General features: G+C 71.5%; 17 protein-coding genes. 16 read left to right on the top strand and 1 reads right to left on the bottom strand.

Annotated elements, in window-relative coordinates; all coding sequences use genetic code 11:
• Window positions 1-409: 409 nt before the first annotated feature.
• The 3 genes from O7616_RS29195 to O7616_RS29185 all read left to right on the top strand — a co-directional run bounded on the left by O7616_RS29195 (window position 410) and on the right by O7616_RS29185 (window position 3,112).
• The gene (locus O7616_RS29195) at window positions 410-1,207 is read left to right on the top strand and encodes an ABC transporter permease (protein ID WP_282304895.1); all 798 of its coding nucleotides are present in this window, start codon (window positions 410-412) and stop codon (window positions 1,205-1,207) included.
• 11 nt (window positions 1,208-1,218) lie between these two features.
• Window positions 1,219-2,028, top strand: coding sequence for an ABC transporter permease (locus tag O7616_RS29190; protein WP_282304894.1), 810 nt, complete (start codon window positions 1,219-1,221; stop codon window positions 2,026-2,028).
• A 64-nt stretch (window positions 2,029-2,092) separates the two neighbouring features.
• On the top strand, window positions 2,093-3,112 hold the full coding sequence (locus O7616_RS29185; protein ID WP_282304893.1) for a YihY/virulence factor BrkB family protein: 1,020 nt from the start codon (window positions 2,093-2,095) through the stop codon (window positions 3,110-3,112).
• 71 nt (window positions 3,113-3,183) lie between these two features.
• On the opposite strand, the gene O7616_RS29180 is transcribed toward O7616_RS29185, so the two are convergent.
• Window positions 3,184-3,657 carry a hypothetical protein gene (locus tag O7616_RS29180; protein WP_282257196.1) on the bottom strand — a complete coding sequence of 158 codons (474 nt, stop codon included), beginning with the start codon at window positions 3,655-3,657 and terminating at the stop codon, window positions 3,184-3,186.
• 986 nt (window positions 3,658-4,643) lie between these two features.
• Between O7616_RS29180 and O7616_RS29175 the strand changes: the two genes are divergently transcribed.
• The 13 genes from O7616_RS29175 to O7616_RS29115 all read left to right on the top strand — a co-directional run bounded on the left by O7616_RS29175 (window position 4,644) and on the right by O7616_RS29115 (window position 19,875).
• Complete coding sequence (locus O7616_RS29175) at window positions 4,644-5,822, top strand: ROK family protein (RefSeq protein WP_282304892.1); 1,179 nt, start codon at window positions 4,644-4,646, stop codon at window positions 5,820-5,822.
• Window positions 5,823-5,985: 163 nt separating this feature from the next.
• The gene (locus O7616_RS29170) at window positions 5,986-7,494 is read left to right on the top strand and encodes a sugar ABC transporter ATP-binding protein (RefSeq protein ID WP_282307765.1); all 1,509 of its coding nucleotides are present in this window, start codon (window positions 5,986-5,988) and stop codon (window positions 7,492-7,494) included.
• Entirely contained in the window at window positions 7,491-8,612 is a 1,122-nt protein-coding gene (locus tag O7616_RS29165; RefSeq protein WP_282304891.1) for an ABC transporter permease, read from the top strand. The genes O7616_RS29170 and O7616_RS29165 overlap by 4 nt, the downstream gene beginning before the upstream one ends.
• Window positions 8,613-8,710: 98 nt before the next feature.
• On the top strand, window positions 8,711-9,763 hold the full coding sequence (locus tag O7616_RS29160; RefSeq protein WP_282304889.1) for a substrate-binding domain-containing protein: 1,053 nt from the start codon (window positions 8,711-8,713) through the stop codon (window positions 9,761-9,763).
• A gap of 21 nt (window positions 9,764-9,784) precedes the next feature.
• On the top strand, window positions 9,785-10,993 hold the full coding sequence (locus O7616_RS29155; protein WP_282304888.1) for a Gfo/Idh/MocA family oxidoreductase: 1,209 nt from the start codon (window positions 9,785-9,787) through the stop codon (window positions 10,991-10,993).
• A 620-nt stretch (window positions 10,994-11,613) separates the two neighbouring features.
• Complete coding sequence (locus tag O7616_RS29150; RefSeq protein ID WP_282304887.1) at window positions 11,614-12,780, top strand: inositol-3-phosphate synthase; 1,167 nt, start codon at window positions 11,614-11,616, stop codon at window positions 12,778-12,780.
• A complete protein-coding gene (locus O7616_RS29145; RefSeq protein ID WP_282304886.1) occupies window positions 12,764-13,696 on the top strand; it encodes an SCO3242 family prenyltransferase in 933 nt (310 codons plus the stop codon). Before O7616_RS29150 ends, O7616_RS29145 begins: the two co-directional genes overlap by 17 nt.
• Window positions 13,693-14,679, top strand: a complete 987-nt coding sequence (locus O7616_RS29140) for a sugar phosphate isomerase/epimerase family protein (RefSeq protein ID WP_282304885.1) — start codon at window positions 13,693-13,695, stop codon at window positions 14,677-14,679. Before O7616_RS29145 ends, O7616_RS29140 begins: the two co-directional genes overlap by 4 nt.
• Window positions 14,680-14,733: 54 nt before the next feature.
• Window positions 14,734-15,342 carry an EboA domain-containing protein gene (locus O7616_RS29135; RefSeq protein WP_282257210.1) on the top strand — a complete coding sequence of 203 codons (609 nt, stop codon included), beginning with the start codon at window positions 14,734-14,736 and terminating at the stop codon, window positions 15,340-15,342.
• On the top strand, window positions 15,343-16,200 hold the full coding sequence (locus O7616_RS29130; protein WP_282304884.1) for a TatD family hydrolase: 858 nt from the start codon (window positions 15,343-15,345) through the stop codon (window positions 16,198-16,200).
• On the top strand, window positions 16,200-17,399 hold the full coding sequence (eboE, locus tag O7616_RS29125; protein WP_282304883.1) for a metabolite traffic protein EboE: 1,200 nt from the start codon (window positions 16,200-16,202) through the stop codon (window positions 17,397-17,399). Before O7616_RS29130 ends, eboE begins: the two co-directional genes overlap by 1 nt.
• Window positions 17,396-18,811 (top strand): nucleotide pyrophosphatase/phosphodiesterase family protein, encoded by a 1,416-nt coding sequence (locus tag O7616_RS29120; RefSeq protein WP_282304882.1) that lies wholly within the window; start codon window positions 17,396-17,398, stop codon window positions 18,809-18,811. Before eboE ends, O7616_RS29120 begins: the two co-directional genes overlap by 4 nt.
• Window positions 18,808-19,875: a polyprenyl synthetase family protein gene (locus tag O7616_RS29115; RefSeq protein ID WP_282304881.1), complete on the top strand. Its 1,068-nt coding sequence runs from the start codon at window positions 18,808-18,810 to the stop codon at window positions 19,873-19,875. Before O7616_RS29120 ends, O7616_RS29115 begins: the two co-directional genes overlap by 4 nt.
• Window positions 19,876-20,010 lie beyond the last annotated feature (135 nt).

Genomic DNA, 20,010 nt, shown 5'->3' with positions numbered 1-20,010 from the left:
CGACTCCAGGTCGGCGATATGGGGGTGTCCGGGCGCGGCGATACCGCCTGATCGCCGATGTGGAGTGGATCGTCACGACGACGCGCCGCGAGCAAGGTGTGGCGCCACCGAAGACCCGGCTGACATGTGGGCGAGCCCGACGACTGCGCGTCGGTCCGCTGATCGACTCGGATTTCAGGAGAACGGGGCATCCGGCGGCGATTGATACCCCGACTTCCGGCGAACCGAGTCGATCAAGGCTGCGGGCGCGTCGTGCGTCGTGCGTCGTGCGTTGAGCGTCGAGCACGGTCGGCGCGCCGGTCGAGGTCGGCGAAACCCGGGAGACGCGTCGACTGCGTAGCCGTAGGGTGACCGGCGGTCTGTCGTACCCCGGGGTAGACAGGTCGTGATGGCCGGCGCGGTGGGCGGGGTGGGTCGTGTGAGTGTGGCGGGGTCGACGCGGTTCCCGTGGGTGCCGGCGTACGCGGTGTTCGAGCACTACCTGGTCGGTCTGCGGCGCACCTGGCGGGCGGGGGTGTTCTCCTCCTTCCTGTTGCCGGTGCTGACGGTCCTCGGCTTCGGGCTGGGCGTCGGGGCCTACATCGACCAGGGTGTCGGCGGGGTGCGTTACGTCGACTGGTTGGTGCCCGGTCTGATCGCCTCGACCGCGCTCCAGGTGACCGTCGGCGATTCCACCTGGCCGGTGTTCAGCAACTTCCAGTGGGTCAAGACCTACTTCTCGCAGGCCGCCTCACCGCTGCGGGTGGGCGACATCGTGGCCGGGCACCTGGCCTTCGTGCTGTTCCGGGTGCTCACCACGATCGCGGCGTTCCTGCTGGTCACCGGGCTGTTCGGAGCGTTGCGGTCGCCGTGGGCGGTGGCCACCCTGCCGGTCGTGGCGGTGCTCGCGCTGGCCGTCGCCGCGCCGACCTTCGCGTACGCCGCGTCGGTGTCGAGCGACAGCTGGCTGGCGATGCTGTTCCGGTTCGCGGTCATCCCGATGACGCTCTTCGCCGGGGTGTTCTTCCCGGTCGAGTCGTTGCCTGACGCGCTGCGGTGGCTGGCGTACGTGACGCCGCTGTGGCACGCCGTGGACCTGTGCCGCGCGGCCACGTTGGGTGTCGCCCCGCAGTGGTCGATCGTCGGGCACGTGCTCTACCTGGGCGCCTGGGCCGGCGCCGGTTGGTTGTTGGCGGTGCGCGCGTTCCGTCGCAAGCTCGTCGTCTAGGAAGGTTTGTCGTGGTAACGCTGATCCTGCCCCGGCTGGTCGACGTCTCCGCCGCGTCCCGGCGGTCGGCGTCAGTGGTCGAGCGCAACGTCGCGGCGCTGAAGTCGGTCTACTGGCTGCTGCTGCTCTCCGGCTTCGTGGAGCCGTTGCTCTACCTGCTCTCCATCGGGGTGGGCGTCGGCGCGCTGGTCGGCGATCTGCCGCTGCCCGATGGGCGGCTGGTCTCGTACGCCGCGTTCGTGGCCCCGGCGATGCTCGCCTCCTCGGCGATGACCGGCGCGCTCGCGGAGACCACGTTCAACTTCTTCGGCAAGATGAAATACATGAAGCTGTACGACGGTATGATCGCCACCCCGGTACGGCCGTTCGAGATCGCCGTCGGCGAGTTGGGTTGGGCGATGCTGCGGGGCAGCGCCTACTCGGCCGCGTTCCTCGGGGTGATGGTCGCTCTGGATCTGACCAGCGTGACCCGGGCGCTGACCGCTCTGCCGGCGGCGGTGCTGGTCGGGTTCGCGTTCGGGGCGCTCGGCATGGCGATCTCCACGCTCATGCGGAGCTGGCAGGATTTCGACCTGGTCGGCTCCGCCCAGTTCACCCTCTTCCTGTTCTCCGGCACCTTCGTGCCGGCGCAGGCCTACCCGACGGTGCTGCGCTGGCTGGTCGAGATCACTCCGCTCTACCGCTCGGTGCACCTGATCCGTGGGGTCACGTTGGGCAGCGGCGGGTGGCTCTGGCTGCTCGACGTGCTCTACCTGCTGGTGGTGATGGCGGTCGGCCTGCTGGTGGCCTCGCGCCGGATGGGCAGGTCGCTCTACCGGTAGGGGTTACGGGCGACCGTCGACGGGGCATGTCCGGAGGTGAAACCGCCGACGATGAGGAGGGGCGATGGCCTCGAACGAGTCTCCCGCCCAGCGGGAGCGTGCTCCCGCCAGCGCGCCGGTCGGTCCCGACGCGGGCCCGGACAGCCCCACCGACCTGCCCGGCAGTGGATGGAAGGCGGCCCTGCGTCGGACGATCAGCGAGTTCCAGGACGACAGTCTGACCGACTGGGCGGCGGCGCTCACCTACTACGGGGTGTTGTCCATCTTCCCCGGCCTGCTGGTGCTGATCTCGATCCTCGGCCTGCTCGGCGAGAGCGCCACCCAGGGCGTCACGGACACTGTCAACCAGGCGGTGCCCGAAGACAGCATCCGGAAGATCATCACCGACGCGATCGGTGCCGCCGACAACGGTGGCCTGGCCAGCATCGCGGCGATCATCGGTCTGGTGGCGGCGTTCTGGTCCGCCTCCGGCTACGTCGGCGCGTTCATGCGCGCCTCGAACACGATCTACGACGTGCCGGAGGGGCGGCCGATCTGGAAGACGCTGCCGATCCGGCTCGGCGTGACGGCGGTGATCGGGGTGCTGCTGTTGGCCAGCGCGGTGATCGTGGTGTTCACCGGTCGCCTGGCCGAGTCGGTCGGCGACGTGATCGGGGTCGGCTCGACGGCGGTCGCGGTGTGGGACATCGCCAAGTGGCCGGTGCTGTTGGTCCTGGTCAGCCTGATGTTCGCGATCCTCTACTGGGCTTCGCCGAACGCGCGCCACGGTGGTTTCCGCTGGGTCAGCCCGGGCGGTGTGCTGGCGGTGGTGATCTGGCTGGTGATCTCCGGGCTGTTCGCGTTCTACGTGAGCAACTTCGGGTCGTACGACAAGACGTACGGGACGCTGGCCGGCGTGATCATCTTCTTGGTCTGGCTGTGGCTCAGCAACATCGCGATCCTGCTGGGCGCCGAGTTCGACGCCGAGTTGGAGCGCGGTCGAGCCATCGCGGCGGGGCACGCCGCCGACGACGAGCCGTACGTCGAACTGCGTGACGACCGCAAGCTCCGCAAGAAGCGCAACCAGCGAGGTTCGGTCGACTGACATGATGCTTCCCTGGCTGCCGGAACCATGCTGGAACCGGCAGCCAGGGAAGTGCATTGTGGAGCCGACCGTCAGCTACAGGCTGAGGTGAGGCACCAGCCGTTGAGGGTGACTTCCTGGAGGTCGTTCACCTTGTGCCAACCGGGGTAGTATTTGTTGCCCACGCTGTCGTAATAAATGTAGCCGCTGGGCACCTGGAAACCGTCGGTGTCACGGAAGTCGTAGTAATACGACGAGTCGGATGCGCTGCCCTGGCCAGCCGGCAACCACATCGTCTTGCTGTTGGTCGGCCAGTTGCCCGAGAGCTTCACGGATCGGCCCAGCCGGTTCTTCACCTCACCGCAGAAAATGCCGGCGGTGCAGTTTCCGAGCGGGGCGAAGTCCGAGCCAGCGGGGTTGGAAGCGGCCTGCTGGACGGGCGCGGCGGCCGCTGACGCGACGGCGGAGCCCGTCGATTCCGGCGCTGCCTGGGCCGCCGATGGCACCAGGAAAGCGAAGAAGGTCGCTGCGGACACGGCCGCGATAAATCGCGTCGGTCGATTCATTGGGGTCCTTCCCGTCGGGGTTTTCGGGCACGACAGAACGGCGTTTCATCGCGATAGGAGATTTGCGGTGCGCGATTCGACCCCGTGGGCTGTCGATGTCCAGGGACGCTATCGGTCACGTTGATGACTGTCAACGTCCTTTGCAATTGTTGTGGTGCTGGACACGGGCTGTTCAGCAGGCCCTCCGCTGGCGTATTAGCTGCTTGAGCAGGGTTTGGCGCCGACGCCGCGAGAGCGCCCGGCACCGCTGGAGTTCCGCCCGAGCTGACCCCATCGGATTCGCCCGACCCGCGCTGGGTTGAGACCTGCCCGCCCTGCCCGCGCCTGCGCCGACTGCTCGTCCTCAAGATCCGCGCAGTATCGGGGATGTTGCTGCCTCCACGCGCTGGGAGGCAGCACTTTCCCCGATCCTGCGCGGATCTTCCCGGCGGATTCTGCGCTCTCGGGTGGGGCCGGCGCTCATGATCGTGCAACATCCTGGATGTAGTGGTCTCCCGGCGCGTCGACACCCCTACTTCCAGGATGTTGCACGATCTTGGCGCGGGGCGCGGGGCGCGGGGCGCGGGGCGCGGGGCGCGGGGCGCGGGGCGCGGGGCGCGGGGCGCGGGGCGCGGGGCGCGGGGCGCGGGGCGCGGGGCGCGGGGCGCGGGGCGCGGGGCGCGGGGCGCGGGGCGCGGGGCGCGGGGCGCGGGGCGCGGGGCGCGGGGCGCGGGGCGCGGGGCGCGGGGCGCGGGGCGCGGGGCGCGGGGCGCGAGGGCGCGGGGCGCGAGGGCGCGGGGCGCGAGGGCGCGGGGCGGACAGGGCTGACGCACGGCGTCGTCGATCCGTCCTCCGCAAGCACGACCAAAACTTCTGTCCGTTTGAGCAAAAGTTAGCGCCGGAACAGCCGAAGCTCTGGACAGCTGATGCGAGCGCTTCTACTGTGTCGGACACAACACATCGGCATTGCGTCGATGTGAACGATGCCAATGCAGAGGCGGCTCTCGGTGCGAACGGTCGACCCCCTACACGTGCGACTGTTGCGGTTGCTCCGCGACGAGGGAGCCGTGTCGCGGGCCGAGCTGGGCGACCGACTGCAGATGCCGCGCCCGCGCATGCTCGCCGAGCTGGACCGTCTGGTCGCCCTGGGTTACGTCGCCGAGGCGGGGCTCGCCGCCTCCCGGGGTGGCCGTCGCTCGACGCTGGTCGAGCTGAACCCGAAGCTGCGCTTCGCCGCCGTCGACCTCGGTGCCAGCTCGATGGACATCGAGGTGGTCAACGGTCGCCTCGAACCGGTGGCTCACTACGGCGAGGCGGCCGACATCCGTAACGGTCCGAAGGTGACCCTGCAACGGGTCAACGAGTTGCTGCACAAGGCCCGGGTCGACGGGGCGTACGAGCGGTTGGACGCGGTCGGCATCGGCGTACCCGGTCCGGTCAGCTTCCGCGACGGCGTTCCGGTGTCGCCGCCGATCATGCCGGGCTGGGACCGGCACCCCGTTCGCGAGCTGCTCAGCCGGGAGCACGGCTGCCCGGCGGTGGTCGACAACGACGTCAACATCATGGCGATCGGTGAGCGCCACGGTGGAGTCGCCCACTCGGTGGACGACTTCCTCTTCGTGAAGATCGGCACCGGCATCGGGTGCGGCATCTACCTCACCGGCGACGTCTACCGGGGCACCGACGGTTGCGCCGGCGACATCGGCCACATTCAGGTCGACTCGCACGGTCCGATGTGTTCGTGCGGCAACGTCGGCTGCCTGGAGGCGCTGTTCAGCGGTGCCGCGTTGGCCAAGGAGGCCACGGCCGCGGCCCGCAGCGGGGCGTCACCGGCGTTGGCCGAGCGGATGGCCCTGCGTGGTGTGGTGACCGCCCTCGACGTCGCCGAGGGTGCCGTCGAGGGTGACGTGACCTGCATCCAGCTGATCCGTGACGGCGGACGGCGGGTCGGTGGTGTGCTCGCCGGCCTGGTCAGCTTCACCAATCCGTCGATGATCGTGATCGGCGGCGGGCTGGCCCAGCTCGGGCACATCCTGCTCGCCGAGATCCGCAGCGTGGTCTACCGCCGTTCGCTGCCGTTGGCCACCGGCAACCTGCCCGTCGTGCTGTCCGAGCTCGGTGGTCGAGCCGGCGTCGCCGGAGCGGCAGTGCTGGCCAGCGACGTCGCCTTCGCGGAAGCCGCATGAAGTTGACCGAGATCCTGTCGTGAGCGAGGAGGAGACTGTGGCTCTGCCCGAGGATGACCCCGCCACCGCGTCGGCCGAGGCCGCCGCAGCCGCCACCGCGTCGGCCGAGGCCGTCGCCGAGGCCCCGCTGGTCGAGGCTCCCGCCGACACCGTCGCGGGCGAGGTGGTCCTGCGCCTCACCGATCTGGTCAAGACCTTCCCCGGCGTACGCGCGCTCGACGGCGTGCAGCTGGAGGTGCGTGCCGGCGAGGTGCACTGCCTGCTCGGGCAGAACGGCGCGGGCAAATCCACCCTGATCAAGGTGCTCGCCGGGGTGCACCAACCGGATTCGGGGCAGGTGGAGTGGCGCGGGGAACCGGCGACGTTCGCCAACCCGCAGGCCGCCATGAAGGCCGGCATCGCCACCATCTACCAGGAGCTCGACCTCGTCGAGGACCTGTCGGTGGCGGAGAACGCCTTCCTCGGCCACGAGTACCGCAACCTCGGGTTCGTTCAGCGCGGCCGGATGGCCCGGCACACCAGGCAGATCCTCAGCCGGCTCGGTCACGCCGAGATCCCGCCGGGGCGGATGGTCCGGTCGTTGCCGGCGGCGGGCAAGCAGATCGTCAGCATGGCCCGGGCGCTGTCGCACGAGGCTCGACTGATCATCATGGACGAGCCGAGCGCGGTGCTGGCCCACGACGAGGTCGGCAACCTGTTCCGGATCATCCGGGAGCTGACCGCGCAGGGCATCGCCGTCATCTACATCTCGCACCGGCTGGAGGAGATCCGCGAGATCGGGGACCGGGTCACCGTACTCAAGGACGGCCGGACCACGGCGGCCAACCTGCCGGCCCGCGACACCCCGACCCGCGACCTGGTCAGCCGGATGACCGGGCGGACCATCGAGTACGTCTTCCCGGACCGGCCGACCGACGACACCGCGGGCGACGACCTGCTCCAGGTGGAGGGGTTGACCCGCACCGGTGAGTTCGCCGACGTCTCGCTGAACGTGCGGGCCGGGGAGATCGTCGGCATCGCGGGGCTGGTCGGCTCCGGTCGCTCCGAACTGCTGGAGACGATCTACGGTGCCCGCCTCCCGGATGCCGGTCAGGTCCGGATGAACGGGAAGGTGCTGCGCCCCGGCGTCGGCTCGGCGGTCCGAGCCGGCATGGGGATGGCCCCGGAGGAACGCAAGAGCCAGGCGTTGCTGCTCGGTGAACCGATCTACCGCAACGTCACGCTGGCCACCTTCGGCCGGTACGCGCGGCTCGGTTTCACCGACGCCGCCAAGGAACGCGCCGAGGCGGACCGGATCGCGGAGACCCTGGAGCTGCGGCCCCGGGACGTCGACCGGCCGGTACGCACGCTGTCCGGCGGTAACCAGCAGAAGGTGGTGGTCGGGCGGTGGCTGCTCGGCGGCACCAAGCTGTTGCTGCTGGACGAGCCCACCCGGGGCGTGGACGTGGGCGCCCGGGCTGAGCTCTACCAGGTCATCCGGTCGTTGGCCGCGCAGGGCGTCGGGGTGTTGCTGGTCTCCAGCGAGGTGCCCGAGGTGCTGGGTCTGGCCGACCGGGTGCTGGTGATGCGGGAGGGGCGGGTCGTCCGCGAAGCCGCGGCCGGCGAACTCGACGAGAACACTGTGCTCGACCTCGTGATGGCGGGGTCCTTGATGGAAGGCGCACCGGCATGAGCGACGCGACTCCCACTCCCACCGCGACACCGGAGCGCCCGCAGCTTCCGGCACAGTCGCCGCCGGTGGACCCGGCGGAGACGGCGGTGGCCAGCGACAAGGCAACCTCGGGCCGGCTCTCCTGGTGGCGCGGGGACGGCGGCGACGGCGCCAAGCGCAACCTCGGTCTGATCGGTGTGCTGGTCGCGCTCATCGTGGTCGGCGCGATCACGAAGCCGGACCTGTACGGCGACCCGAACTGGGTGTGGAACAACGTCCTGGCCATCCTCCAGCTCGCCTCGGTCGTCGGCGTGGTCACCGTCGGGATGACCTTCGTGATCATCGGCGGCGGCATCGACCTGTCGGTGGGTGCGATCGTCGCGCTGGCCGGCGTCTGGTGCACCACCGTCGCCACCCAGAACTTCGGCGCCGGCGGCATGATCTTCACCGCCCTGGTGGTCGGCCTCTGCGTCGGCCTCGTCAACGGTGTGCTCATCTCGTACGGCCGGTTGGTCCCCTTCATCGCGACGCTCGCGATGCTGGTGGCCGCGCGCGGGCTCGCGGCGTCGATCTCCAACAAGCAGACCCAGGTGTCGAGCAGCACCTTCATCAACGACATCGCGGCCCGCAAGGTGATCGGGATCCCGATCCTCGTCTACATCCTCGGCGCGGTGGTGCTGGCCGGGTGGGTCCTGCTCAACCGGACGACCTTCGGCCGGCGGACCATCGCCGTCGGCGGCAACCCGGAGGCGGCACGGCTGGCCGGCATCAACGTCCGGCGGCACACCATGCTGCTCTACGCGCTCTCCGGTCTCTGCTGCGGCATCGCCGCCATCATGCTCACCTCGCAGGCCACCTCGGCGCAGGCGGCGATGGCCAACCTGTACGAGCTGGACGCGATCGCCGCGGCGATCATCGGCGGGACGCTGCTCAGCGGGGGTCGCGGCACGATCGTCGGCTCGCTGCTCGGCGTCATCATCTTCGCCACGATCACGAACCTCTTCGCCATCAACGGCCTCTCCATCGAGGCGCAGAACATGGTCAAGGGCGGCATCATCGTCGCCGCCGTCCTGATCCAGCAGTTCCAGTACAAGTCAGTCACTCGGCTCCTCGCGCGGAACAGGGTCACCACCGCCTGACGCACCGCACCGCTGTCCCTGGCCACGTCGAAACTTTCGACGTGGGCAGGGCCCCGCACACCCTCAATCAGTCAGATACCGCTTCCAGGAGGTCGTTCATGACCCAGCACAGTCGCGACCTGTCGCGCCGCCGGTTGCTCTTCGGCGGAGCCGCAGTCGGCGCTGCCACCCTGCTGACCGCCTGCACCAGCAACGAGACTCCGGCCGCCAGCACCCAGACCAAGGCCGCGGGCGGCGGCGAGGGCAACAACGCCCCCGGCAAGAAGGTCGTCATCGGCTTCTCCGCGCCGGCCGCCGACCACGGCTGGATGGGCGCCATCCACGCCAACGCCAAGGCCCAGGCGGCGGCGTACTCGGACGTGGAGTTCAAGGAGGTCGACGGTGGGTCGAACTCCGAGGCCCAGCGCTCCACGCTCGGCACCCTGATCGCCCAGAAGCCGGACATCATCGTCGTGCTGCCGCACGACGGCAAGGAGGTCAACGCCGTTGCCCTCCAGGCCATGCAGGCCGGCATCCCGATCGTCAACCTCGACCGTGCCTTCCCCGACGCGCTCGCGTCGCGGCTGGTCATCAAGGGTGACAACTACGGCATGGGCGTCTCGGCCGGGCACTTCATCGGCAAGATGCTGAAGGACAAGGGCATCGCCAACCCGGTCATCGGTGAGATCGCCGGTCTGGAGATCCCGCTGACCGTCGAGCGCAGCGAAGGCTTCAAGGCCGCCCTGGCGACCTACGGCTTCACGGTGCGGAACCGCCGCTCGGCGGAGTTCACCTCGGACAGCGGTCAGCGCGAGGCGTCCCAGCTGCTCCAGGCGCTGCCGAAGATCGACGCGGTCTGGAACCACGACGACGACCAGGGCATCGGCGTGCTGGCGGCCATCAAGCAGGCCAACCGGTCCGAGTTCTTCATGGTCGGCGGTGCCGGCTCCAAGCTCGCGATCGACGCGATCAAGGCCGACAACACCGTGCTCAAGGCGACGGTCACCTACAACCCGTCGATGGCCTCCTCGGCGATCTCGCTCGCGCGGCTCATCGCGCAGGGCCGGGGCATGGGAGACCTGACGGAGCTCCAGGTGCCCAAGGAAGTGACCCTGGCCTCCGAGACGATCACCAAGGAGAACGCGAGCAGCTACGACAAGCTCGGGTTCTGACATACCGGGGGGAGACCCACCTTGTCCACGACAGACAAAGAACTGCGGGTCGGCATGGTCGGCTACGCGTTCATGGGCGCCGCGCACTCACAGGCGTGGCGCACCGTGAACCGCGTGTTCGACCTGCCGGCGCGGGCCCGGATGGCGCTGATCTGCGGTCGAGACACGTCGAAGGTGGCGGACGCCGCCGACCGACTCGGCTGGGAGGCGTACACCACGGACTGGCGTGACCTGATCAACCGGGACGACATCGACGTGATCGATGTGTGCACACCGGGCGACAGCCACGCCGAGATCGCCCTCGCCGCGTTGGCCGCCGGCAAGCACGTCCTGTGCGAGAAGCCGTTGGCCAACACGGTGGAGGAGGCGCGGGCGATGACCGCTGCGGCGGAGGTCGCCCGGGCCGCCGGAGTGCGGTCGATGTGCGGGTTCAACTACCGCCGGGTCCCCGCGGTCACGATGATGCGGCAGTTGGTCGCCGACGGACGGCTCGGGGTGATTCGACACGTCCGTGCGACGTACCTGCAGGACTGGATCGTGGACCCGCAGTTCCCGCTGGTCTGGCGGTTGCAGAAAGACAGGGCGGGCTCCGGCGCGCTCGGTGACATCGGTGCCCACATCATCGACCTGACCCAGTTCGTCACCGGTCAGCGGATCAGCGGGGTCAGCGCGGTCACCGAGACCTTCGTCAAGGAGCGGCCGTTGCCGGCCGAGTCGAGCGGTCTGGCGGCCACCGTGGACGGCGGCAGCGCGCCCACCGGGCCGGTCACCGTCGACGACGCCGCGGTGTTCGTGGCCCGCCTCGACGGTGGCGCACTGGCCACGTACGAGGCGAGCCGGTTCGCCACCGGCCGCAAGAACGCGCTGCGCGTCGAGATCAACGGTTCGCTGGGCAGCGTGGTCTTCGACCTGGAGCGGCTCAACGAGCTGGAGTTCTACGACGCCACCCGGCCCACCGCGGAACAGGGGTTCAGCCGCATCCTGGTGACCGAGGGCGAGCACCCGTACATGTCGGCGTGGTGGCCCCCGGGCCACATCATCGGCTACGAGCACTCGTTCACGCACGAGATGCGCGACTTCATCGAGGCGGTCGCCACCGGTGTCGACCCGACTCCCTCGTTCGCCGACGCGTTGCAGGTCCAGCTCGTGCTGGACGCGGTGGCCCGGTCGGCGGAACTCGGCTCCTCCTGGACCGAGGTGGAACCGGCGCTGACCGCGGCGACCGTCTGACCATCGACCATCCGCGACGGCGGTGTTCGCACCGCCGTCGCCCGACCGGCTTCCCGAAGCCGACCGGCGAGGACCGACCGCGGATTGCGCCCCGCGGCCGGAACGAGGTCGGCGTCGGAGAGCGTGCGGCCGGGCCTGACGGCCCGGTGGCGCACGAGCAGGACGGTCGTCCGGTGCGACCGGACCGGGATTCCCCGGCCGCACCGGAGGACCGCCACCATCGGTGGAATCCGTAGGACCTGACCAGACCGCCCGCCGTTGCCCCCACCCGTACCGCATGCACTCGCCGACGTCCGGCGGGTCGCGCGTCCGGTGACCTGGTGGGCGCGGCGGCCTGAGACGCCCGACCGGGGCATGCCAACGCCCCGATCGGTCGGATGCGGGGGAGACAGGGTCGAGACGCCGACCCGACCCTGTCTACCAAGCCCCGTCTGCCTGTACCCGGGCCGGAATCCGGTCCGGCGTCGTCGCCGCCGACGCCGACGTCGGAAACCGGTGCCGATCCGGTGCGGGGAGGGCGGACGGGGCCCCTCGACCAAGGCCGTATCTTTCCGAAAGATATTCTGATATTCCTATATTTAGTGGTACCGACGGTTCCTCGTGAACGGGGAAGGAGCACCATGCGAACAGGTGTCTGGCTGGTAGGAGCGCGCGGATCCGTCGCGACCACCAGCATCGTCGGAGGGCTCGCGCTGCGGGCCGGCCTGGCCGGACCGACCGGCTGCGTCACCGAGCTCCCCGAGCTGCGAGGCCCCGCTCTGCCGGGCTTCGCCGACCTCGTCTTCGGCGGTCACGACCTGGCCACCACCCCGCTGTGCAAGCGCGCCGAGACCCTCGCCGACGCCGGCGTCATCCCGTGGCGGCTGGTCGCCGCGCTCCGCGACGAGTTGGGCGTGGTCGAGCAGGAGCTGCGCCCCGCTCCGGTCGGCGACACCCAGGCCGACCGGGCCGAGGCGGTGGTCCGCGACCTGACTGGCTTCCGCGAGCGGCACGAGCTGGACCGGGTGGTGGTGGTCAACGTCTCCGCCACCGAGCCGGCCCCGCAGCCGCACCCCGGGCACGCCGACCCGGCCGCACTGCGAGCGGCCCTCGCCGGGCCGGACGACGTGCTGCCGGTCAGCTCCCTCTACGCGTACGCGGCGCTGCTGGCCGGTTGTCCGTACGTCGACTTCACCCCGTCCACCGGGCTGCGGCTGCCCGCCCTGGCGGCGCTGGCCGAAGAGGCCGGCCTGCCGTACGCGGGGCACGACGGCAAGACCGGGGAGACGCTGGTCAAGTCGGTGCTCGCGCCGATGTTCGCGATGCGCAACCTGGACGTGCGCTCCTGGTCCGGGTTCAACCTGCTCGGTGGTGGCGACGGCGCCACTCTGGCCGACCCGGCCGCGAACGCGGCGAAGGTGCAGAGCAAGCAGCGGGTGCTCGGCGAGACGCTGGGCTACGTCCCGCAGGGCGGCACGCGCATCGAGTACGTCGAGGAGTTGGGCGACTTCAAGACCGCCTGGGATCTGATCACCTTCGCCGGCTTCCTCGGCACCGGCATGCGGATGGAGTTCACCTGGCATGGCTGCGACTCCGCGCTGGCCGCGCCGCTGGTGCTGGACCTGGCCCGGCTCACCGCCGCCGCGCACGCCGCCGGGCGGGTGGGCCCGCTGGCCGAGCTGGGGTTCTTCTTCAAGGACCCGATCGGCGCGCCCACCCACTCGCTGGGCGAGCAGTGGGCCCGGTTGACCGACTTCACCAGACACCTGCACGCCGGTGGGAACGGTGACCATGACAACGTTGGCTGACCTCGCCGAGCTGGTCCGGGCACCGGCCGCGCTCTCGGTGCCCGGTGACGTGGTCGCCGGAGCGGCGGCGGCCGGGGCGTTGGGTCCGCGTACCCCTGCCCTGGCCGGCGCCTCGGTGCTGCTCTACTGGGCCGGGATGGCCGCCAACGACTGGGCCGACCGTGGCCTGGACGCCGAGGAACGCCCTGAGCGGCCCATCCCCAGCGGGCGGGTCACCCCGGCCGCCGCGGTCGGTCTCGCCGCGGGCCTCACGGCCGCGGGCGTGGGCCTGGCCGCCGCCGTGGGCGGTCGCCGCGCCGCCGCGCTCGCCGTGCCGCTGGCCGCCACCATCTGGGGGTACGACCTGCTGGCCAAGAACACCGCCGCCGGCCCGGCCGTGATGGCCGCCTGTCGAGGGTTGGACGTGCTGCTCGGCGCATCCGGCGGTCGGCTGACCCGGGCGTTACCGGCGGCGGCGACGGTCGCCGCGCACACCTGGACGGTGACCGCGCTGTCCCGCCGCGAGGTCAGCGGAGCCGAGGCCACCCTGCCCATGCGCACCCTCGCGGGCACGGCTGTGGTCGCCGCCAGTGCCGCCGTCCCGGCCACCCGACGCGCGATCATCCGACGACCGGACGACCCGTCCGCCGCGCACCCCGAGCGGTCCCGGCCGGCCGGTGTCGCGGCCGTGCTGCCCGCCGTGCTGCCCGCCGTGCTGGCCGGGTGGTACGCGGCCCGCTACGGGGCGGCCCAGGTCGAGGTGGTCCGTGACCCGTCGGCCGGTCGGATCCGCGCCGCCGTCGGCGCGGGGATCACCGGCCTGCCCGCCCTCCAGGGTGCGTTGACCGCTCGGGGTGGAGCCGGCCTGCTCGGGTTGGCCGTCGCGGCGGCCGCGCCGCTGGGCCGACGGTTGGCCCGGAAGGTCTCCCCGACATGACTGTTCCCCAGGCCCGGCCCGCCCCGCCGGCCGCGGGCGCCACCCCGCCGGGCCTGCCGGCCGGCGATGCCACCACGCTGCGGCTCGGGTACGGGACGAACGGCTTCAACAACCACCGCCTCGACGACGCGCTCGCCGTCATCGCCGATCTCGGCTACGTCGGGGTGGCGCTCACCCTGGACCACGACTACCTGGACCCGTTCGCGCCCGGCCTCCCCCGTCGGGTGGCCGCCGTCAGCCGCCGGTTGCACGAGCTGGGGCTCGCGGTGGTGATCGAGACCGGGGCCCGGTACCTGCTCGACCCGTGGCACAAGCACGCGCCGACGTTGCTGCACGACGACCCGACCCGGCGGATCGAGTTCCTGCGCCGGGCCGTCCGGATCGGCGCGGACCTGGGCGCCGAGGCGGTGTCGTTCTGGGCCGGTGTCCGGCCCGAGTCGGTGTCTCCGCAGTGCGCCTGGGACCGGCTGGTGGCCGGCTGCGCCACAGTCGTCGACGCGGCCGACACCGCTGGCGTCACCCTCGGCTTCGAGCCGGAGCCGGGCATGCTCGTGCAGGACATCGCCGACTGGCGTCGGCTGCGCGCCGCGCTCGGTGACCCGGCCCGGTTCGGCATCACCCTCGACATCGGCCACTGTCGCTGCCTGGAGCCGTGGCCGGTGCCGCAGTGCGTCACCGAGGTGGCCGCACACCTGGTCAACGTGCAGATCGACGACATGCGTCGGGGCGTGCACGAACACCTGGAATTCGGCGTCGGTGAGATCGACTTCCCGCCGGTGCTGGCGGCCCTGGCGGCGGCCGGCTATCGCGGGCTGGTCGCGGTGGAACTACCCCGCGACTCGCACGCCGCACCCGCCGTGGCCGCCCGGTCGATCGAGTTCCTGCGAGCCGCTGCCGAGGCGGCCGCCGGTCACAGTGCTCGCACCCTTTGCTCTGCACCCGCCGATGCGACACCTGCCACAGACACCCCGGTGCATATGTAGGTGCAGAGCAAAGGGCACCGGGGTGCTGGCGTAGCGACAAGGGGAGGAGACGGGATGACACCGGATTCACTGCGGGCCGCGCTGCGAGGCGTACCCGATCCCGACTGGTTGGACACGGCGCTGCGCCGGGTCGCGGCCGAGCCCACCGAGATCACCCGGCTCTTCCCCGCCGTGGGTCGGCGCTGCGGTCGAGGCGCGCTACCCGACGCGCCCGGCTGGACCGCCGACGACGCGGCCCGGGTGCTGCTGCTCACCGCGCTGCCGCGCGACCACGCCGGGTACGCCGAGAGCCTCTACCAGCACGGTGACGCGGCCGAACGGCGAGCGGTGCTGCGGGCGTTGCCACTGCTGCCGATCGACGACGCCGCCGTGCCGCTGCTGCACGACGCGATCCGCACCAACGACACCCGCCTGGTCGCCGCCGCGCTCGGCCCGTACGCCCGGCACCTCGACCCGGCCGCCTGGCGGCAGGCGGTGCTCAAGTGCGTGTTCAGCGGTGTGCCCCTGGCCGCGGTCGCCGACCTGGACGCGCGGGCCGACGGGGAGTTGGCCGCCATGCTGGCCGCGCTCGCCGCCGAACGACACGCCGCCGGTCGGGACCTGCCCGCCGACGCCACCGACCTGCTCGACCGGCTCACCGCCGCACTGCCCCGGGAGGCGTGAATGCGCATCTTCGACCCCCACATCCACATGACCTCGCGCACCACCGACGACTACGAACAGATGGCCGCCGCCGGGGTACGCGCGGTGGTGGAGCCGGCGTTCTGGTTGGGTCAGCCGCGCACCAGCGCCGCGTCGTTCGTCGACTACTTCGACTCGCTGATCGGCTGGGAGCCGTTCCGGGCCGGTCAGTTCGGAGTGCGCCACTTCGCCACGATCGCGCTCAACCCCAAGGAGGCCAACGACCCGCGGTGCCGCCCGGTCCTCGACCTGCTGCCCCGCTACCTGGACAAGGACGCGGTGGTGGCGGTCGGCGAGATCGGGTACGACTCGATGACGCCGGAGGAGGACGAGGCGTTCGCGGCGCAGCTCGCCCTCGCCGTGGCGTACGAGCTGCCGGCGCTGGTGCACACCCCGCACCGGGACAAGGCGCGCGGCTGCGAACGCACCCTGGCCGTGGTCGCCGAATCCGGCATCGACGCCGGTCGCGTGGTGGTCGACCACCTCAACGAGGTGACCGTCAAGCTGGTCCGGGACAGCGGCTGCTGGCTGGGCTTCTCCATCTACCCGGACACCAAGATGACCCCGTCGCGGATGGTCGAGCTGCTGCGCGAGTACGGCACGGACCGCATGCTGGTCAACTCGGCCGCCGACTGGGGGCGCTCGGACCCGTTGCTGACCCGGGCCACCGGCGAGGCGATGCTGGGGGCCGGGTTCAGCGACGACGACGTCGACAAGGTGCTGTGGCGCAACCCGGTGGAGTTCTACGGGCAGTCCGGGCGGCTCGACCTCAGCGACCTGGAGGACCCCGCCGCCGTGGACCCGGAGACCGGCAACTCGATCCTGCGCGGCGGAAGCTGATGCGGCTGCGGCATGCCGGCGGTGAGACGGTCCACCTGGGCTACTGCACGAACGTGCACCCCGCCGAGGACCTCGCCGGCATCCTCGGTCAACTGGACACCTACGCCGTGCCGGTGCGCGAGGCGCTCGGCAGCGACCTGCTCGGGCTCGGCCTGTGGCTGGCCGCCCCGGTCGCCGCCGAGCTGGCCGCCGACCCGGGACTCCGTCGTCGGCTGCGCGCCGCACTGGACGCGCGCGGCCTGGAGGTGGTCACCCTCAACGGCTTCCCGTACGCGGCCTTCCAGGCGCCCGTGGTCAAGCAGGACGTGTACCACCCCGACTGGACCACCGAGCAGCGCCTGACGTACACGCTGAACCTGGCCCGGGTGCTCGCCGACCTGCTACCCGACGACGCCGCCCGGGGGTCGATCTCCACCCTGCCGCTGGCCTGGCGACAGCCGTGGGACGCCGGGCGGGCCGACGCGGCTCGACGGCGGCTGGACCAGCTCGCCGCCGGCCTGGCCGAGGTGCAGCGCGACACCGGCCGGGAGGTGCGGGTCGCCTTCGAGCCGGAGCCGGGCTGCGTGGTGGAGAGCAGCGGCCAGGCCGCCGCGCTGCTGTCCGGGATGGACACCGACCGGCTGGGCGTGTGTCTCGACCTGGCCCACCTGGCGTGCGCCTGGGAGGAGCCGGCCGAGGCGCTCGGGCGACTGCGGGCGGCCGGGCTGCCGGTGGTGAAGGTGCAGGTCTCCGCCGCCGTCGAGGCGGCCGACCCGGCGGGCGGGGCGGACGCGTTGCGCCGCTGGGTGGAGCCGCGCTTCCTGCACCAGACCCGGGGCGCCGGTTGCGCCGGCCTACCCGACCCGGCCGATGAGTCGTACGCGGCGGACGACCTGGACGAGGCGTTGGACCGGGCGCTGCCCGGACCGTGGCGGGTGCACTACCACGTGCCCCTGCACGCCCCACCCGAGGAACCGCTCGGCTCGACGCTGCCGGTTCTGCGCGCAGCCCTGAGAGCGCTCTTCGACGGCCCGGTCGCCGGCTGCGACCACCTCGACGTCGAGACGTACACCTGGGGGGTGCTGCCCGCCGCACGGCGGCCCGGCACCGACGCGGAGCTGGCCGCCGGCATCGCCGCCGAGCTGGCCTTCGCCCGGGACGAACTGGTCGGCCTTGGTCTGACCACGGAGCGAACAGTGACGATGGGAGGGACGCGATGAGCCGCCGACTGGTGGTGCTCGACGTGGTGGGGCTGACCCCCCGCCTGCTGGCGCACATGCCCCGACTGCGGGGGGTCGCCGACGGCGGCTTCCGGGCCGAGCTGGGCACCGTGCTGCCCGCGGTGACCTGCTCGGTGCAGTCGACCTTCCTCACCGGCGAACCGCCCAGCGGGCACGGGATCGTCGGCAACGGATGGTATTTCCGGGAGCTGGGTGAGGTGCTGCTGTGGCGGCAGCACAACGCGCTGGTCGGCGGGGAGAAGCTCTGGCAGGCGGCCCGTCGGGCCGAGCCCGGCTACACCGTCGCCAACGTCTGCTGGTGGTACGCCATGGGCGCGGACGTCGACTGGACGGTCACCCCGCGTCCGGTGTACTACGCCGACGGGCGCAAGGAACCCGACTGCTACACCGACCCGCCGGAGCTGCACGACGCGCTCACCGGCCGGTTGGGCACCTTCCCGCTGTTCACCTACTGGGGCCCGACGGCGGGCCTGCCGTCGTCGAAGTGGATCTGCCAGGCGGCCGAGCAGATCCTGGCCGACGTGTCACCCGACCTGACCCTGGTCTACGTGCCGCACCTGGACTACGACCTGCAACGGTTCGGCCCGTCGTCGGCCCAGGCCGCCGCCGCGGCGGCCGAGCTGGACGCGGTGCTCGGCCCACTGCTGGACGCCGCCCGGGCCCGGGACGCGACAGTGGTGGTGCTGTCCGAGTACGGCATCACCGACGTGTCCCGGCCGGTGGACGTCAACCGGTTGCTGCGCAGCGAGGGCCTGCTGCGGGTGCACACCCAGGCGGGCATGGAGTACCTCGACCCGTGGACGTCGAAGGCGTTCGCGGTCGCCGATCACCAGGTCGCCCACGTCTACGTCAAGGACCCGGCCGACGTGCCGGCGGTGGCGAAGCTCTGCGCGAACCTGCCCGGGGTGGCCGAGGTGCTCGACGCCGACGGCAAGGCCGCGCACGGGCTGGACCATCCGCGTGCGGGTGAGTTGGTGCTGGTGGCCGAGCCGGACGCCTGGTTCACGTACTACTACTGGCTGGACGACGACCGGGCACCGGACTTCGCCCGGCTCGTGGAGATCCATCGGAAGCCGGGGTACGACCCCGCCGAGCTGTTCTTCGACCCCGCGGATCCTGGTGCGGCGAAGCGCCGGGCGGGGGTGGCGCTGGCCCGCAAGAAGCTCGGCATGCGCTACCTGATGAGCGCGGTCGGCCTGGACGCCGGTGCCCGGGCGGTACGCGGCTCCCACGGGCGGCTGCCGGACGACCCGGCGGACGCCCCGGTGCTGCTCTGCTCCGACCCGACGGCGGCCCGGGACCGGATCGCGGCCACCGAGGTCAAGGGGTTGCTGCTGGAGCTGGCCGGATTAGGCGTCGACGGCACGAGCGGTTCGGGGAAGCGGACATGACGGTCACCGTCGCGCCCACCGACACGAGTGGATTGCGGGCGCGGTTCGACGCGGAGCTGGCCGGGTTCCTGGAGCGGCAGGGCCCGGACTGGCCCGACGGCGCGCCGCGCGGCGTGTTCACCGCGCTGCAACGGTTCGTGCTCGCCGGTGGGAAGCGACTGCGTCCGCTCTTCTGCTACTGGGGCTGGCGGGGCGCGGGCGCGGCCGACGGCACCCCGATCGTCGTGGCCGCGGCGGCCCTGGAGTTGTTCCACGCCTTCGCGTTGATCCACGACGACATCCTGGACGGCAGCGACCGCCGCCGGGGTGAGCCGTCGGTGCACCGCCTCTTCGCCGACCTGCACGCCCGGTCGTCGTGGCGGGGCGACCCGGAGGCGTACGGTCGCAACACCGCGCTGCTCTGCGGGGACCTCTGCGCGGCCTGGTCGGACCAGATGTTCCACGAGTGCGGGTTGAGCACCGAGCAGGTGCACCGGGGGTACGGCGTGTTCGCGCTGATGCGTACCGAGGTGATCGCGGGGGAGTACCTGGACCTGGTCTCGGGCGTGGGTGACGGTTCGGTGGCCAGCGCGCTCACCGTGATCCGGATGAAGGCCGCCCGGTACACGGTCACCCGGCCGTTGCAGATCGGCGCTGCCCTGGCCGGCGCGGGTCCCGAGTTGATCGCCGCGCTGGAGGAGTTCGGTGACCCGCTGGGCGACGCTTTCCAGCTCCGCGACGACGTGTTGGGGGTCTTCGGGGACCCGGCGGTGACCGGCAAGTCCGTCCTGGACGACCTGCGTGAGGGCAAGCCCACGGTGATGATGGCGCTGGCCCGCAGCGCCGCGGACCGGTCACAGACCGCCCGGCTGCGGGAGCTGTTCGGCAATCCGGCGTTGGACGCCGACGGTGCCGCGGAGCTTCGCGGGATCATCGAGGCGACCGGCGCCCGGGAGCGGATCGAGCAGATGATCCGGGTTCGGACCGAGGCCGCGCTCGTGGCCCTGCGGGCCGCGGCGGTGGCCGACGAGGCGCGCTCGGCGCTCGTCGCGCTGGCCGGCCAGGCGATCGACCGCCACGCCTGACCCGCGACTTTCGATCAGATTGACAAAAGTTGATGCTGAACTACCGGAAGGTATGGACACATCGACACCTTCAACTTAGTGTCGTGACCAACACGACAATGTTTCGTCGAGGTGAACCGGCGGCGCGGTAACCCA

This window comes from Micromonospora sp. WMMD964, from assembly GCF_029581455.1.
Classification (GTDB): domain Bacteria; phylum Actinomycetota; class Actinomycetes; order Mycobacteriales; family Micromonosporaceae; genus Micromonospora.
This window is presented reverse-complemented; position numbering and strand designations above follow the sequence as displayed.

Excerpts from the sequence above, each read along its gene's own strand:
- O7616_RS29185 (WP_282304893.1), top strand. The coding sequence starts at position 2,093 with ATGGCCTCGAACGAGTCTCCCGCCCAGCGGGAGCGTGCTCCCGCCAGC.
- O7616_RS29180 (WP_282257196.1), bottom strand. The coding sequence starts at position 3,657 with ATGAATCGACCGACGCGATTTATCGCGGCCGTGTCCGCAGCGACCTTC.
- O7616_RS29165 (WP_282304891.1), top strand. The coding sequence starts at position 7,491 with ATGAGCGACGCGACTCCCACTCCCACCGCGACACCGGAGCGCCCGCAG.
- O7616_RS29160 (WP_282304889.1), top strand. The coding sequence starts at position 8,711 with ATGACCCAGCACAGTCGCGACCTGTCGCGCCGCCGGTTGCTCTTCGGC.
- O7616_RS29150 (WP_282304887.1), top strand. The coding sequence starts at position 11,614 with ATGCGAACAGGTGTCTGGCTGGTAGGAGCGCGCGGATCCGTCGCGACC.
- O7616_RS29145 (WP_282304886.1), top strand. The coding sequence starts at position 12,764 with ATGACAACGTTGGCTGACCTCGCCGAGCTGGTCCGGGCACCGGCCGCG.
- O7616_RS29140 (WP_282304885.1), top strand. The coding sequence starts at position 13,693 with ATGACTGTTCCCCAGGCCCGGCCCGCCCCGCCGGCCGCGGGCGCCACC.
- O7616_RS29135 (WP_282257210.1), top strand. The coding sequence starts at position 14,734 with ATGACACCGGATTCACTGCGGGCCGCGCTGCGAGGCGTACCCGATCCC.
- O7616_RS29130 (WP_282304884.1), top strand. The coding sequence starts at position 15,343 with ATGCGCATCTTCGACCCCCACATCCACATGACCTCGCGCACCACCGAC.
- eboE (WP_282304883.1), top strand. The coding sequence starts at position 16,200 with ATGCGGCTGCGGCATGCCGGCGGTGAGACGGTCCACCTGGGCTACTGC.
- O7616_RS29120 (WP_282304882.1), top strand. The coding sequence starts at position 17,396 with ATGAGCCGCCGACTGGTGGTGCTCGACGTGGTGGGGCTGACCCCCCGC.
- O7616_RS29115 (WP_282304881.1), top strand. The coding sequence starts at position 18,808 with ATGACGGTCACCGTCGCGCCCACCGACACGAGTGGATTGCGGGCGCGG.